This window comes from Streptomyces meridianus (genome assembly GCF_023703325.1).
Lineage (GTDB): Bacteria > Actinomycetota > Actinomycetes > Streptomycetales > Streptomycetaceae > Streptomyces > Streptomyces meridianus.
This window is the reverse complement of record NZ_JAMQGM010000031.1, coordinates 40,573-55,430: the sequence shown is the minus strand read 5'-3', so window position 1 is coordinate 55,430 and position 14,858 is coordinate 40,573. Positions and strand designations below refer to the sequence as shown.

The window sequence follows — 14,858 nt, the reverse complement described above, 5'->3', positions numbered from 1 at the left end:
CCCGGCTTGCGCGCACTCCGCTGCTCAGGGTCGCCATCGGTCGCGCAGCAGCCAACGGGACCGTTCTCCGAGATGGTGACGCCGGAGTCACCAGGGCAGTCGGCGATGAGGCACGAACGACCACAGGTCGTCGTCGGCCTCGTTGCCGCGACGGTAGGTGCGCAGCAGTTCCAGACACCGCCGGTCCACCGTGCGGTGCAGCCAGGCGACATGAGCCAGGGCGACGACTCCTTGATGCGGCAGCCCCGGATCCGTGCTCCCCAGTGCTCTGGCGACTCCGGGCAGGATCCCCGGCGGATTTCGGCCTCGGGGAGCGTTGGTACAGCCATGGCCACTGAGAGGGACCATGTTGGCTGGCTAGACGTTCGCGCTCTCGTCGCTCTTGAGCTGCTCGCGGCCGGGGCCCTTGGTGTGACTGGCCACAGGGCGGACCTCGTGCGTGCAGTCGCCGGTCGCATGGCCGCGGGTGTTGAGGCAGGTGTTCCGCAAGTATTCGTCTACGAACGACGTTACGAGGGCCAAGCCGATGGCGGCTGGGCTGGGCTGTTCGTCGGCGTGGACTTCCCCGGGGTCGGTGGTGTCGTCGCAGCTGTCGGGGCCGGGGCGGGTCGCCGACGCGCGGGCGTTGGAGAGGGCGAGGATGCCTCCGACGACCACAGCAGCAGCCGCCGCCGCGCCGCCGATCACACTCGCTTTGCCGCCGACTCCGAGGCCGTTCCATCTGTCAGCGATGCGCCGACGCAGAGAACTTCCCTCGTCGCTGCCTTCCGGCGGCGGGTCGGCAGGGTGAGGATCACCACTCGGAGGGCGGGATGTCGGATCGTCCGGCGCTGCCATCTGATGAGACGTCCTTTCTGTTCGGAGAATCGGAAGTCTAGATGTCTGCTGGGCTTTTGCGCCGTTGGTTCTGAGATGGGAGACTAGGGCCGAATAGCCCCCCGATCCCCGGTCACCCTGCCTGTCGTCAAACGACGTTTGACGACAGGCAGGTCGCGTACGCCGAGCCCGAGCTGCGCCGGCTGTACCCGTTCACCAGCCACTGGTCGCTGCACTTCACCACCTGCACCGGCTTCCCGTACGCATGGGAGGTGCCGTTCGTCGATCCACTGGCCGACAGCCGGTACGGGTCGGCGGACCCTCGCGGGGAACCGTCATCGGCGAAGCCGACTCCGCGGGGGAGACCATCGCCCTGGTGGAGGACGGACTTCCGGCGGACTGCGGACCGGCGGTCGCCGGCACCGCCCCTGATCTGCGACGGCCGTAGGACCCGTCTCGCCATCAGCGAGCAGTGAGTTCCCGGCGGGCCGCCTCCCAGACGTCCTCGAACGACTTCGCGTCCAGCAACTCCGGTTGGTGGCCCTCCCACTCGGAGACGGGCGCTTGGGCGGTCGCCCCGAAGCGGTTCTCGTAGTCGCCGACGCCGCCCGCATCGAAGGCCTTCTGCCACTCGGGCAGCGACGCGGCGGCGATGGCGCGCTGCTCAGGGCCCTGGAGCTCGATCTGCCGGATCACGTCTCCACGGGCATCGACGGCGAAGAAGAACCAGACGTCCTCCTCGGCCCAGTAACACCGGAACCATGCCGTCTCGCCTCCCTGATGCGTGGCTTCGGGACTCACGTCCTCACCGCGGTCACGTGGCACGTCCGGCACAGGGTCCTGCCGGCTTCCTCGGCCGCGTCGAGGGACATGGGGTCCGCTGGGTAGGTGCCCGAGCCGTTGGCTGCGCTGCCGCTCCGGCCGTCCTCGATGCTGCGGCAGTCCTCGTAGAGGTGGTAGCGATCGCCCCGCTGCGGCACATGCACGTCGGCCATGGTGCACCTTCCGGAGTGTGTGCGGGCAGGGCCCACGGACGTCGGTCGGATCTCCGTGCTTCCGCACCAGGCTAACCGGCGGCATCGACGCGCAAACGGGATTCGAGAAGAACTTGTGAAGGTCAACTCCGTTGCAGAGATGGCAAGATGGTGCATCACGCACGCACGTGCGCCCCCCACTGGTCCGACCGCCGCCGAACAAGGGGACGAGAACTCGATGCCCATCAGCGACCTGTTCCTCCGCGATGTCATCGACATCAAGGAAGACGTCCATGCCGGCGATTTCAAGGTCGAGCTGTCCGGTGGTTTCACCGAGACCGACGCCCGGGTCGCCGAGTACGTCGTCACCGACCAGCTCCAGGCGGCGTTCCGCCGGGCGTTAGGCCTCGTCGGTGCCGCCGTGCGCACCGGCTCCTCGCACGCCGCCTACCTCCACGGCTCCTTCGGCGCCGGTAAGAGCCACTTCCTGACCGTGCTGCACGCGGTGCTGAACAACCATCCGGCCGCCCGCGCCAAGCCCCGGCTCCAGGAGGTCATCGCCGACCACGACGACTGGCTGCGGGCGAAGAAGTTCCTGATGGTGCCCTACCACCTCGTCGGCTCCACCGACCTGGACTCCGCCCTCCTCGGCGGCTACGTGGCCACCGTCCGCGCGAAGCACCCCGACCGGCCGACACCGGCCGTCTACCGCGCCGACTCGGCCGTCGAGGACGCCCGTCGGCAGCGCGAATTCCTCGCCGACGACGCCCGGTTCGTCTCCTGGCTCGGGAGCAGCGGCGTCGCCGTCGCACCTACCGGCAAAGCCGCGCTGCCCACCGGCGGGGACGACCTCGACGCGAGCGACCTGGACGCCGGCGACCTCGACGATCTCGACGCCGCACCGGCGACCTCCGGCTGGACCACCGCCGACCTCGACCGGGCCTTCACCGCCCCGGCCGGAGACCCGTACCGCGAAGCCCTCGTCTCCGCGCTCCTCTCCGGACCCATGACCGCCTACGCCACCGGCGCCCGCGGCGCCAAGGACGCCTTCCTGCCCCTGGAGAACGGCCTGTCCGTCATCTCCCGGCACGCGCAGTCCCTCGGCTACGACGGCATCGTGCTGTTCCTGGACGAGCTGATCCTCTGGCTCCAGGCCCACATGGGCGACCAGGACTTCGTCCGCGACCAGGTGCAGAAGCTGGTCAAGCTCATCGAGTCCGGCGACAGCGACCGGCCGGTGCCGATCGTCTCGTTCATATCCCGCCAGCGCGACCTGTCCCAGCTGATCGGCTCCGACGTGGCCGGCGCCGAGGTGCAGAACCTGGAGCAGCAGGTCGACTACCTCGCCGGGCGCCTGGAGGTCGTCGACCTCGAGGACAGCAACCTCATCGCCATCATCAAGGAGCGGGTCCTCGCCGCGAAGCCCGGCATGGAGGCGGCCCGCGACTCCGCCTTCGAGGTCGTCGAGTCCTCCAAGGACGAGGTGCGCCAGGTCCTGCTGGACGCCAACGGCCGCACCGAGGCCGACTGGGACGACTTCCGCGCCGTCTACCCGCTCTCCCCGGCTTTCCTCAACGTGCTGGTCGAACTCTCCGGCGCCCTCCAGCGCGAGCGCACCGGTCTGAAGCTGGTGCAGGAGACCCTGCGCCGGCGCCGCGACGACCTCAAGCTCGGCGAGCTCATTCCCCTCGGCGACCTGTGGGACGTCATCCTCGACGGCACCGGCGAGGCGTTCACCGCCAAGCTGCGCCGGGAGGCCGAGACCGCCAAGCGCTTCCACGACCGGGTGCGGGCGTTCCTGATCCAGAAGTACGGGACCGCGGACGACCCCCGGTTCAAGGGCGACGAACGCCTGGTCAAGACCCTGCTGTTGGCGGCCCTCGCCCCGAACGTGCCCGCGCTCGCCCGGCTGACCGGTGAGCGGCTCGCCGCCCTCAACCACGGGTCGATCAAGGTGCGGCTCGGCACGGCCGGCTCGGTCGCCGTCAAGCGGCTGAAGGAACTCCAGGGCGAGTTCGGCGAGCTGCGCAGCGAAGGCGCCGCGGACCCCGTCTTCCACCTCCACCTCTCCGACCTCGACATCGAGCCGATCCTCGACGAGGTCGGCAGCGAGGACAACCTCGGCAAACGGCGGCAGTGGGTCAAAGACCGGCTGTGGTCCCAGCTCGGCATCAAGGACACCCAGGCGTTCGTGTGCGAGCGGGAGATCGTCTGGCGGGGGACCCGGCGCACCGCCGAGTTCGTCTTCGGCAACGTCCGGGACGAGCACCTGCCGGACGAGCAGTTCCGGCCGCAGATGGACGGCAACATCCGCTTCGTCCTCGACTACCCCTTCGACGAGAAGTACTTCCCGAGCGACGACGTGCGCCGCGTCGAGGAACTCAAACAGGCCGGCAAGCACGCGCCGACCATCGTCTGGCTGCCGGACTTCCTCTCCGAGCAGCGGTCCGGCCAGCTCGGCCGCCTGCTGAAGATCGACTACCTGCTGGAACGGGACCGGCTGGACGACCACACCGCCACCAAGTCCGCCGACGAGCGGGTCCAGATCCGGCACCAGCTCAAGGCGCAGAGCGAGAACCTCACCTCGCAGCTGACCGCCGTGCTCCAGCAGCTCTACGGCATCAGCAAGCCCGACCCGGGCAGCGTCGGCGCCGAGGTGCCGGACAACCAGCACGTGTGGTCCCTGGAGCCCGCCTACCACAACCCCAAGCCGCAGGCCGGCCTCGGCTTCGAGCAGAACCTGTACGCGCTCGCCGACGGCCTGTTCGCCGCGCTCCACCCCAAGCACCCCGACTTCGACCCGACGCTGAGCCGGAAGGCCGTCACCGCACGGGAGCTGAAGACCGCCCTGGAGTGGATCGGCCGGGCCATGGACGACGGCTCCCGGCGCGTCGTCGTCGACCGCCACCAGCTCGCCGTCGTCAAGAGGATCGTGCACCCCCTGGGGCTCGGCGAGGTCCACGACGGGCCGCTCAACCTGCTGCCCGACTGGCGGCTGAGGATCAACCAGAAGGCCGCGGAGGCCCAGGGCGGACCCGACCTCGCGGTCGAGGACATCCGGCGCTGGATCACCGAACTCGGCTACACCGGGCTCGAGAAGAACATCGGCAACCTGATCATCGCCACCTACGCCCTCCTCGACGACCGCACCTGGGTCCACCAGACCACCCCCGTGCCGCAGCCGCAGCTGGAGCAGATCGGCGCCGGCTACGGACTGCGGGCGGTGGAACTGCCCAGCGAGGACGAGTTCGTGGCGGCCCGTGCCCGGGCCGCCACCGTCTTCGGGGTCTCCGCCCGCCCGGTGCTCTTCGCCCGGAACGTCTCCGCACTCGCCGAGGACGTACGCGAGGTCGCGGCCGCCCACGTCCAGGCCGTCGCCGGAGTGCGCCGCTCGCTGGAGAAGCACGCCGACGACCTGGGACTCACCGGGCCGGACGCCCCGCGGATGCGGTCCATGCGCGCCGCCGCGGACCTCCTCGCCCGGCTCTCCCGCACCCCTCAGGCGACACCGCTGCTCCGGGAACTGGCCACCGCCGCCTACGACGTGAGCGACCACGAACTCGGCGCCGCGATCAAGCAGGCCCCCGAAGTCCTCGCCGCCCTCGACGACACCAACTGGTCGCTGCTGAGGAGCGTCCGCGGGTTCACCGGGCGCGAGGACGGGGTCGGAGCCAAGGCCGGTCGGCTGGTCGACGCGCTGCGCGAGACCGTCGACGAACACGAGGAGGCCCGCTCCCTGGTGCCCGTGCTCGGCGCACTCCAGGACCAGGCGCTCGGCCTGGTCAACGAGGTCGCGCGGCTCGCGAACGTCGCCCGCCCGACCATCCCAGGGCCGCGCACACCGCAGGACCCCGGACCGGACGACGTCAGCCTCACCGAGCACGGCAGGCCGGCCGTGCCCTCCGGGCAGCCCCCGCAGCCTCGGCACGACGAGGCGGTGCAACAGCCGCCCGTCCGGCTGCCGATCCCCGGTCCGCGAGCACCGCACGTCCTGGAGACGCAGAACACGACCCGCGTCGAGTCGCTCATCCAGGAGACCCTGTCCGGCCTCCGGGAGGAGATACGCGGCTATGTGGAAGCCCATCCCGGCGTCCGCATAGAGATCGTCTGGCAGCCGGTGCCCGGCGCGGGCCCGACGGACGAACCGGGGGCCGGCGACCGATGACGCGGATCCCGCCACTGGTCCTCGCCGGCACCATCGAGGCGCTGCTCGACACCCACGGCGCAGCGGAACGCGACCGGCGCCTCGTCATCGTCCACGGCCGCTACCCGGCCACCGAACCAAGGGAGTTCACCGTCAGCATCGGTGACCGGCCGCGGCGGGTGCGGGTCAGCGACCAGGGTTCTGTCCTCGGCATCACCGAGGCCTGGCACGAGCACCGCAGGACCGCCGGCAACGACGACCTCCTCGTGGTGACCACCGGCGTCCCCGACGACCAGATCGGCTGGGACCTGCGCGGGCACGCCTTGCGGCGGCGCACCGTCACCGTCGAGAACGCCGAGATCGTCAAGCAGCGCTTCGGGGCGAGCGACCTCGACCCGCGGATGTACCGGGAGAGGTGGCTGCTCCAGGCACTCCTGGACGCCGAGCCCAACGACGGCGGCTGGCCGCGCACCGGCACCGTCCTCACCCGGGACGCCGCGATCCGCGCCCTGACCGTGGCCCGGCTCGGCCTCGGTCAGGGCGACGACGCCGGCAGGCGTCCTGGCGCGGACACGGCTGTGGACGCCGACGCGCTGCTGGCCTGGTCCCGCACCCCGGCCGGGCCGACCCGGTTCACCGAACTGGCCGCCGCCGAGCGCGCGGAGCTGAAGAAGTGGCTCGGGGAGACCGCCGGTGCGGCCGTGCCCGTCCTGATGTCCCTGGTGGAATCCGGCCGCGGGAACGACGCGATGGCGCTGGGCCTGCTCGGAGCGGTCATGTCCGACCCGGCCGCGGACTCCGACACCGTGCTCGCCGTCGGCGGACTCTTCGGCCACGTACGGCGCACCGACCTGATGGCCTTCAGCAGCGCGGTCGCCGGCACCCTCACCCGGTGGATCGGCGAGGCGCGCACCTCCCCGGACGCCGGACGACGGGTGCTCTCCGTCGTGGAGCGCGCCGACCACCTCGCCGACCGGGCCGGACTGACCCGTGCCCTGAGCAGCAGCGCCTTCCTCCCCTCCGGCTTCGACGTCCGGCTCCGCCGGACGGCACAGGCATGGAGGCAGTCGGCCGAGGATGCCGAACGGGCGCTGGGCGAACTGCGCGACCACGCCCTGGCCGTTCTGCACACCGACCGGACCGACACCGCGGCCATGGCCGTGCGCATCGCGCGCTGGCTCAGCACTTCGTCGTCGCGGCAGGTGGCATCGGTGGCCGACGGTGTCCGCACCCATCTGGCCGAGTGGGGTTGGGTGGACCGCGCCCTGACCGTGCTGTGGGCCGGGGACCCGGGCGGTGACCCGGCGACGGGACAGGAGTACCGGGCGCTGCACGACCTGGCGCGAGCCCGCAGGGACGCGCTCGACGAGCAGTTCGCCGTCAAGCTCGCCGCCTGGACCCGGACCGCGTCCGCGCAGACACCGGGCGGATGTCTGCCGGTGGAGAACGTCCTCACCGAGGCGGCGGCGCCGCTGTGCGCTGAGGGCCGTGCCCCCCTGGTGCTGCTGCTGGACGGGATGAGCAGCGCGGTGGCCGCCCAGTTCGGCGAGGAGGCGGAGCGCGAGGGCTGGACCGAAGCCGTCCCCGAGTCGCCCGCGGGCAGGGCGCCGAGTCGTCTCGCCGCCGTGTCCATGCTGCCGTCGGTCACCCGCGTCAGCCGCGCCTCGCTGCTCGCCGGCAAACCCGTCACGGGCGGCCAGTCGGTGGAATCGGCGGGCTTCGCCGCGTACTGGAAGCAGCGCCGCCGCGAAGGCGTGCTCTTCCACAAGGCGGCCATCGGCGGGACCGCAGGACACCGGCTCTCCGAAGAACTCGTGGCGGCGCTGGTCTCCGACGCGGTGGTCGGCGTCGTGCTCAACACCATCGACGACGCCCTCGACCACGGACAACAGGGTGAGCGCACCCGCTGGCGCATCGGGGACGTCAGCTACCTGCGCGAACTCCTCGACGCAGCACGGGGGTTCGGCCGGCCCGTGCTGATCGTGGCCGACCACGGACACGTACCGGAGCGCGGCACGAGCGACGGCCCGGCCCGCGTCACCGGCGCGGAGTCCTCCCGCTGGCGCACCGGAACCGCGGGTGAGGGAGAGGTCGAACTGTCCGGGCCGCGGGTTCTCGAAGGCGGCGGGACGATCGTCGCACCCTGGCGCGAGGGCATCCGCTACACGCCGCGCAAGGCCGGCTACCACGGCGGGGCGTCACTGGCCGAGGTCACGGTGCCCCTGCTTGTGCTGCTGCCGTCCCCCCAGGACATCCCGAAGGGCTGGGAAGCACTGCCGAGAGAGCGGGCCGTGCCGCCGTGGTGGAGCCCCAAGGCAGCCGTCGACGACACGGAGACCGAGGCCGCCGCCGTGACCGGACATCCGGCCGCGCCACCGGCACCCCGGCGCAAGAGCACCAGGAGCCGTCCGCAGGAGAACACCGAGGGGCTCTTCGCCGAGGCCGAGATCACCGCGCCGCCGGAGCCCCAACACGTCCCGGAGAAAGTCACGTTGGGGGCGGCGGTCTGTGCCGGAGAGGTGTATCTCGCGCAGAAGGAGTACGTCCGTCGCCCACCCGACGCCAAGGTCGTCGCCTCCGTGATCGACGCGCTCGCCGCAGCCGGCGGCACCCTGTCCCCGGCCGCCCTGGTCTCGGCCATCTCCGCGACCGACCGGATCAAACGGAACGTCGACGGATTCATCACCACCCTCCAGCGCCTGCTGAACGTCGAGGGCTACCCGGTGCTCGGTCTCGTCGACTCCGGTCACACCGTTCAGCTCGACGTGCGCCTGCTGCGCGAACAGTTCCTCCTGGAAGGCCCCCGCTCGTGACCACCCCGTCCCCCGTCAGCGCGGCACGCCGCCGCGAGGTCGTCGACGCCCTGCGGCGCGGGACCGTGCCCCGGGCGGGACTCGACCTCTTCGCCGTCGGACTGGAGCGCTTCCGGACCGCTCTGGACGACGACCTCTCCACCGTCTCCCGCGGCGGCTCCGCCTTCCACGCCATCCGCGGCGAGTACGGGACCGGAAAGACCTTCTTCGCCCGCTGGCTCGCCGAGCGGGCGAAACGCGCGGGTATGGCAACGGCCGAGGTCCAGATCTCCGAGACCGAGACCCCGCTGCACAAACTCGAGACCGTCTACCGGCGCCTGACCGAGCGGCTGTCCACCGCCACCCACCAGCCGAGCGCACTGCGCCCCGTCGTCGACTCGTGGTTCTACACCCTGGAGGAGGAGGTCCTCGACGCCGGAGAGACCGACGAGGACGACGCCGAGGCTCTCGCCCGGGCCGTGGACGACCTCATGGAACGCCGCCTGGCGGACGTCGCCCGGACCACCCCCGCCTTCTCCGCAGCCCTGCGCGGCTACCGGCAGGCCGTCGCATCCGGGGACGGAACCACGGCCGAGGCACTCATCGCCTGGCTCGGCGGACAGAAATCCGTGGCCGCCTCCGCGCGCCGCTCCGCCGGAGTGCGCGGCGACCTGGACCACTTCGCCGCGCTCGGCTTCCTGCAAGGCCTCCTTACCGTCCTGCGCGACTGCGGACACCCCGGACTGCTGCTCGTGCTCGACGAGATCGAGACCCTGCAGCGCGTGCGCGGCGACGTACGGGAGAAGGGCCTCAACGCGCTGCGCCAGCTCCTCGACGAGATCGACGCCGGACGGTTCCCCGGCCTCTTCCTCGTCATCACCGGCACCCCCGCCTTCTACGACGGACAGCAGGGCGCCCAGCGGCTCCCGCCCCTGGCGCAGCGGCTGGCCACCGACTTCACCACCGATCCGCGCTTCGACTCCCCCCGGGCCGTTCAACTGCGGCTGGCCGGCTTCGACCTGCCCAAGCTGGGCGAGCTGGGGCGGGGCGTGCGCGACCTCTACGCGAGCGGGGCGAGGAACCCCGAGCGCATCGCCGCCCGCGTGGACGACGCCTACCTCTCCGAACTGGCCACCGCGGTGACCGGGGGACTCGGCGGGAAAGCCGGGGTCGCGCCGCGGCTCTTCCTGCGCAAGCTGGTCGCCGACGTGCTGGACCGCGTCGACGAGTTCGAGGACTTCGACCCGCGGCAGCACTACGCGCTCACCGTGTCCACCGCCGAACTGAACGAGGTCGAGCGCAACGCCGCGGCGGCGAGCGCGGACGACATCGAACTGGAACTGCCGTGAACGGCGTCGACGACCTCGACCCGGCGCTTCTGCACCACATCGTCAACACCCTGGGCTGGCCCGGGCTGCGCCCCCTGCAGGAGGAGGCCGTTCCCCCGCTGCTCGCGGGCGAGGACGCCGTCCTGCTCGCCCCGACAGCAGGCGGCAAGACCGAAGCCGCCGCCTTCCCGCTGCTCTCCCGGATGGCGGCCGAGCAGTGGACGGGCACCTCGGTGCTCTACGTCTGTCCGCTCAAGGCGCTCCTCAACAACCTGCTGCCACGCCTGGAGACCTACACGTCCTGGCTCGGGCGGACCGCCGCGCTCTGGCACGGTGACGTCACCGCCGGCCGGAGACGGAAGATCCTCACCGACCGCCCGGACGTGCTGCTCACCACGCCGGAGTCGCTGGAGGCGATGCTGGTCAGCGCCAAGGTCGACCATGCGGCCTTCTTCGCCGGGCTGCGATCGATCGTCGTCGACGAGGTGCACGCCTTCGCCGGAGACGACCGGGGCTGGCACCTGCTGGCCGTACTGGAGCGCCTCCAGCGCGTCGTGGGCAGACCGGTGCAGCGGGTCGGTCTCTCGGCCACGGTGGGGAACCCTGACGAGCTGCTGCAGTGGCTGCAGGGCTCCGGGGCGGGAACGCGCCCGGCCCGGGTCGTCGCCCCGCACCTGAGCGGACCTCGGCCCGAACCGGGCACGGTGCCGTCCGGCGACATCCAGCTCGACCACGTCGGCTCCGTCGACAACGCCGCGACCGTCATCGCATCGCTCCACCGGGGCGAGAAACGCCTGGTGTTCTGCGAATCACGACGGCTGGTCGAGGAACTGGGGGAGAAGCTCCGCATCAAGGGCGTGACGACCTTCCTCTCCCACGCGTCCCTGTCCGTGGACGAACGACGCCGCGCCGAGCAGGCGTTCGCCGAGGCACGCGACTGCGTCATCGTCTCCACCAGCACCCTGGAACTCGGCATCGACGTCGGCGACCTGGACCGCGTCATCCAGATCGACGCACCCGCCACCGTTGCCTCCTTCCTGCAGCGTCTCGGCCGCACCGGGCGCCGGGCGGGCACCAGCCGCAACTGCCTCTTCCTGGCACTGGACGAGGGCGGGCTGCTGTCGGCCGCCGGACTCCTACTGCAGTGGTCGCGAGGCTGGGTGGAACCCGTCGTGGCACCACCCGAGCCACGGCACATCGCCGCGCAGCAACTCCTCGCGCTGTGCCTGCAGGAGCACCGCGTCGGCGACCGGCTGTGGCAGGACGAGTGGAACGGACTCGGCCCCTTCGGCCGGCCCGCCGCCCCGATCGTCCGGCACCTGGCCGACGAGGGCTACCTGGACCAGGACGGCGGAATGCTGTTCATCGGCCCGGAGGCCGAACGCCGCTTCGGACACCGGCACTTCATGAACCTCACCGCCGTCTTCACCGCCCCACCCGAGTTCACCGTGCTGCACGGCCGCAACGAGATCGGCAGGACCGACCCCGAGCTGCTCACCGAGAAGACCGACGGGCCCCGGCTGCTCCTGCTCGCCGGTCGCAGCTGGCTCGTGACCTACATCGACTGGCACCGCAAGCGCTGCTTCGTCGAGCCGGCCGACGGGGGCGGCAAGGCCAAGTGGAGCAGCGTCGGGTTCGACCGGGGTGTCTCCTTCGCGCTCAGCCGCGCGGTGCGCGACGTGCTGCTCGGGAACGATCCGCCTGTCGCCCTGACGAAGCGGGCCGAGAGGTGTCTCGCCGAGGCCCGTGGCCACTTCCTGGATCAGGTGCATCCAGGCGGGACTCTGATCACCCGCAGCTCCCGTGGACCGTTCAAGTGGTGGACCTGGGCCGGACACCGGACGAACGCGACCCTCACTGCAAGCCTCGGCGGCGTCACCGTTCCCGCCCAGCGCATCAACGACTGCTGGATCCGGCTGCGTGAGGACGTCACCCCGCCGGCGTGGAAGCAGACGGTTGCTGAGGCCGCGGGGCGTCTCTGCCTGCCCGAGGTGGACGAACGTGCCGTGAAAGGACTCAAGTTCGGTGAAGCACTGCCGTCCCGTCTGGCGCAGGCGACGCTCGCTGCGCGCCTGGCGGACTTCGACGGTGCACGCGCGGTACTCGACGAACCGGTGCGGTTCGTGTCCGACAGGGGATGACGGCCCACGGGAGCTGACCTGTCGGAGTGCACCCGCTGGAGGGCGCTGCCCGCGTCGACGTTCTGCTGGGCAGCGCGCACCATCACGGGATCGGCTCGGTGTGCCTGAGACTCCGGGGAAACGCCGCGGAGAAGCGGCTCCAGTCGTGGCTCCGGAACCTGAACCAGAAGTCCGAATGCACCACCCTCCCCGCAGAGTTCGCGATACCCCACTCAGCCTCGCCTCCCGGAGGCTCAGGCTGCGACCGCGACCGCCCTCGCGCAGCAGCTGCGGCACAGGGTCCTGCCCGCCGACTCGGCGGCGGCGATGGGCATCATGCAGGCGGGATAGGTGTCCCACCCGTTGGCGGCGTTGCCGCTGCGTCCGTACTCGATACCGGAGCAGTCCTCGTAGAGGTGGTAGCGATCGCCCCGCTGCGGCACATACACGTCGGCCATGGTGCACCCTCCGGAGTGTGGCGCGGGCATCCGCCCGCGGCGTTCGGTCGGATCTCCGATGGTTCCGGTCCAGGCTAGCCAGCGGTGGGGAGACGTAAACCGATTTTCGCGCGATCACATGGCCGCGACCGGCACGGTGCTACGCCGCAGGGAACTGGCGCCGGCCGCTGCCGTGGAGAGCCACGGCCCGATCCGCGGATTCCCCGGCCGTCGTCGGAGCCGATCGGTAGGCTCTGGGCAGTCTGCTCGAATTCGGCGAAGCGGACGGGGGACTTGGCGACGCCGCCGGACTTCGTGCATCCCGAACGGGGTGCACGGGCACCCCTGTGGGCTCGCCGGAGGCCCACCACAGGAAGTCCCCCCGGATATGACCAACCCACCCTGGCAACCGCCCGGCGCCCACCCGCCTCCGTATGGCGGGCCCCCTCCCCAGCAGCCCTACCAGCAGGCCCCTCCCCCGCAGGTGCCGTACCCGCCGCAGGCGCCGTTCCCGCAGCAACCGCCGGCGCCGTACGGACAGCAGCCGTACCCGGGCGGTGGCTGGGGGCAGCCCCCGATGGGCCCGTCGCCGCAGAAGAACCGCGGAAAGCCGGTCGCGATCGCCATCGCGGCCGTCGTGTTCGCGGCAGGTGTGATCGGCGTCCTGCGGGGGATGTCCGACGGCGGCGGCAGCAACTCCTCGAGTGCAGCCGCCTCACCCGAATACGAGCTCAGGCTCCCGAAGACGCTCGACAACGGCACGTACACCCTGGGCGACGACCTGAGCCGGATGATGGACGACAAGGTTCCGGACCACGGCAGCTACGAGCACGGCGTGAAACCCGTCAGCGGCCAGTACACCGCCGGCACCGGCACGCAGACCCGCGCCCTGGTCTTCACCGGCTACTTCGGGACCTTCGACGACCCGGAGAGGTCGAAGTCGAGCTTCCTGCACGGCGTTTCGGAAGGGGACGGCGCGGAGGTCCCGATCCCGCCCAAGGACTTCACCCCGGCCGGCTCGGACGAGCCCGTCACGTGCGAAGTGCTCGTGAAGCACCAGAGCGGCCAGGACATCAGCGTCCCCGTGTGCGTCTGGGTGGACAACGGCGCGCTCGGCAGCGTGCTGGAGAGCGACGCCACGAGCATGGGGGCCGCGCCGGCGTCCATCGATCTTCAGAGCTTCGCCGACAAGACGGGGCGCATCCGTGATGAGGTGAGAGTGCCGCGTTCCTGAACGACTCCCGACCACGTGGGGCTGCATCCCGGAGAGGACGTCCGCCATGACCGCTCACCAGCGCTCATCCGCCGGGGGCCCCGTCCCGGGGGCAGCGGACGGGCTCACCGTCACCACGGCCTCGCTGGAGGAATGGGAACAGGTCGTCGCCTGGGCCGCCGTGGAGGACTGGAATCCCGGACGGCAGGACGCGGCCTGTTTCCACCCCACCGACCCGGCCGGGTTCTTCGTCGGGCGGCTGGACGGCCGGATCGTCTCGGCGGTCTCCGTCGTCATCTACTCCCCCGAGTACGCCTTCCTGGGCTACTACCTCGTCGACCCGGAGCACAGGGAGCGCGGGCTGGGTCTCGCCACCTGGCACGCCGCCCTGCCGCACGCCGTCGGCCGGACCGTCGGCCTGGACGCGGTGCCCGCCCAGCAGGCCACCTACGAGCGCTCCGGTTTCACCGCGTCCCACCGCTCCGTTCGCTGGGCGGGCCGCCCCGTCAAAGCCGCCGGCCCCGCGGAACCCCTGGCCGGCGGAGAGGTCGTGCCCGTCACCGCGGACCACGTCGACGCGATCGCGGCCTACGACCGGCGGTGCTTCCCCGCCGAGCGCCGTGACTTCCTCGCTCGCTGGCTGTCGGCCGACGGCCACACGGCCCGCGCCGTCATCCGTGACGGTGGCGTCGCCGGCTACGGGGTCGTCCGGCCCGCCCGTAGCGGCCGGCGCATCGGGCCGCTGTTCGCCGACACCGCCGAGGACGCCGAAGCGCTCCTGGACGCCCTGATTGCCGTGCTCGATCCCGGTGAACAGGTTTTCGTCGACGTCCCCGAGACCCACGAAACGGCGACGGCCCTTGCGGAGGCCTGTGGCCTGTCACCGTCCTCGCACACCGTACGCATGTACAACGGTCCCGTCCTCCCGGTACGGTCCGAGTGCACGTACGCTGTCACGAGCCTCGAACTCGGCTGATCGGACGCAGGCGCGAGCCGCCCGCGTACCGGCCCGCCCGCCACGTACACCGTGACCG

11 protein-coding genes and 1 pseudogene are annotated in these 14,858 nt (G+C 71.4%); 7 read left to right on the top strand and 5 right to left on the bottom strand.

Translation table 11 applies throughout. From position 1 onward, the window contains the following. Positions 1 to 87: 87 nt before the first annotated feature. A complete protein-coding gene (locus M1E25_RS15370) occupies positions 88 to 348 on the bottom strand; it encodes a hypothetical protein (RefSeq protein WP_251415659.1) in 261 nt (86 codons plus the stop codon). Positions 349 to 357: 9 nt separating this feature from the next. Continuing rightward, positions 358 to 687, bottom strand: a complete 330-nt coding sequence (locus M1E25_RS15365) for a hypothetical protein (RefSeq protein WP_251415658.1) — start codon at positions 685 to 687, stop codon at positions 358 to 360. A 254-nt stretch (positions 688 to 941) separates the two neighbouring features. Between M1E25_RS15365 and M1E25_RS25920 the strand changes: the two are divergent. After that, a pseudogene (locus M1E25_RS25920) lies at positions 942 to 1,264 on the top strand (DUF6193 family natural product biosynthesis protein). A gap of 14 nt (positions 1,265 to 1,278) precedes the next feature. Here the strand turns inward: M1E25_RS25920 and M1E25_RS15355 are convergent. Both M1E25_RS15355 and M1E25_RS15350 read right to left on the bottom strand, forming a co-directional pair. Beyond that, positions 1,279 to 1,617: a hypothetical protein gene (locus M1E25_RS15355; RefSeq protein WP_251415654.1), complete on the bottom strand. Its 339-nt coding sequence runs from the start codon at positions 1,615 to 1,617 to the stop codon at positions 1,279 to 1,281. Then, positions 1,614 to 1,811 (bottom strand): hypothetical protein, encoded by a 198-nt coding sequence (locus M1E25_RS15350; RefSeq protein WP_251415652.1) that lies wholly within the window; start codon positions 1,809 to 1,811, stop codon positions 1,614 to 1,616. Before M1E25_RS15350 ends, M1E25_RS15355 begins: the two co-directional genes overlap by 4 nt. Before the next feature lie 217 nt (positions 1,812 to 2,028). Here M1E25_RS15350 and M1E25_RS15345 point away from each other — a divergent pair, with 217 nt between their 5' ends. Genes M1E25_RS15345 through M1E25_RS15330 form a run of 4 tightly spaced genes read left to right on the top strand, consistent with a single transcriptional unit; the run spans position 2,029 to position 12,195 of the window. Next, positions 2,029 to 5,955, top strand: a complete 3,927-nt coding sequence (locus M1E25_RS15345) for a DUF6079 family protein (RefSeq protein WP_251415650.1) — start codon at positions 2,029 to 2,031, stop codon at positions 5,953 to 5,955. Further along, complete coding sequence (pglZ, locus tag M1E25_RS15340; RefSeq protein WP_251415648.1) at positions 5,952 to 8,747, top strand: BREX-2 system phosphatase PglZ; 2,796 nt, start codon at positions 5,952 to 5,954, stop codon at positions 8,745 to 8,747. Before M1E25_RS15345 ends, pglZ begins: the two co-directional genes overlap by 4 nt. Continuing rightward, complete coding sequence (gene brxD / locus M1E25_RS15335) at positions 8,744 to 10,075, top strand: BREX system ATP-binding protein BrxD (protein WP_251415645.1); 1,332 nt, start codon at positions 8,744 to 8,746, stop codon at positions 10,073 to 10,075. Before pglZ ends, brxD begins: the two co-directional genes overlap by 4 nt. Then, positions 10,072 to 12,195: a DEAD/DEAH box helicase gene (locus tag M1E25_RS15330; RefSeq protein WP_251415643.1), complete on the top strand. Its 2,124-nt coding sequence runs from the start codon at positions 10,072 to 10,074 to the stop codon at positions 12,193 to 12,195. The genes brxD and M1E25_RS15330 overlap by 4 nt, the downstream gene beginning before the upstream one ends. Positions 12,196 to 12,428: 233 nt before the next feature. On the opposite strand, the gene M1E25_RS15325 is transcribed toward M1E25_RS15330, so the two are convergent. Then, the gene (locus M1E25_RS15325; RefSeq protein WP_251415640.1) at positions 12,429 to 12,632 is read right to left on the bottom strand and encodes a hypothetical protein; all 204 of its coding nucleotides are present in this window, start codon (positions 12,630 to 12,632) and stop codon (positions 12,429 to 12,431) included. A 367-nt stretch (positions 12,633 to 12,999) separates the two neighbouring features. On the opposite strand from M1E25_RS15325, the gene M1E25_RS15320 reads away from it, so the two are divergent. Further along, the gene (locus M1E25_RS15320; protein WP_251415638.1) at positions 13,000 to 13,845 is read left to right on the top strand and encodes a hypothetical protein; all 846 of its coding nucleotides are present in this window, start codon (positions 13,000 to 13,002) and stop codon (positions 13,843 to 13,845) included. 46 nt (positions 13,846 to 13,891) lie between these two features. Continuing rightward, positions 13,892 to 14,800: a GNAT family N-acetyltransferase gene (locus M1E25_RS15315; protein WP_251415636.1), complete on the top strand. Its 909-nt coding sequence runs from the start codon at positions 13,892 to 13,894 to the stop codon at positions 14,798 to 14,800. Positions 14,801 to 14,858: the final 58 nt, after the last annotated feature.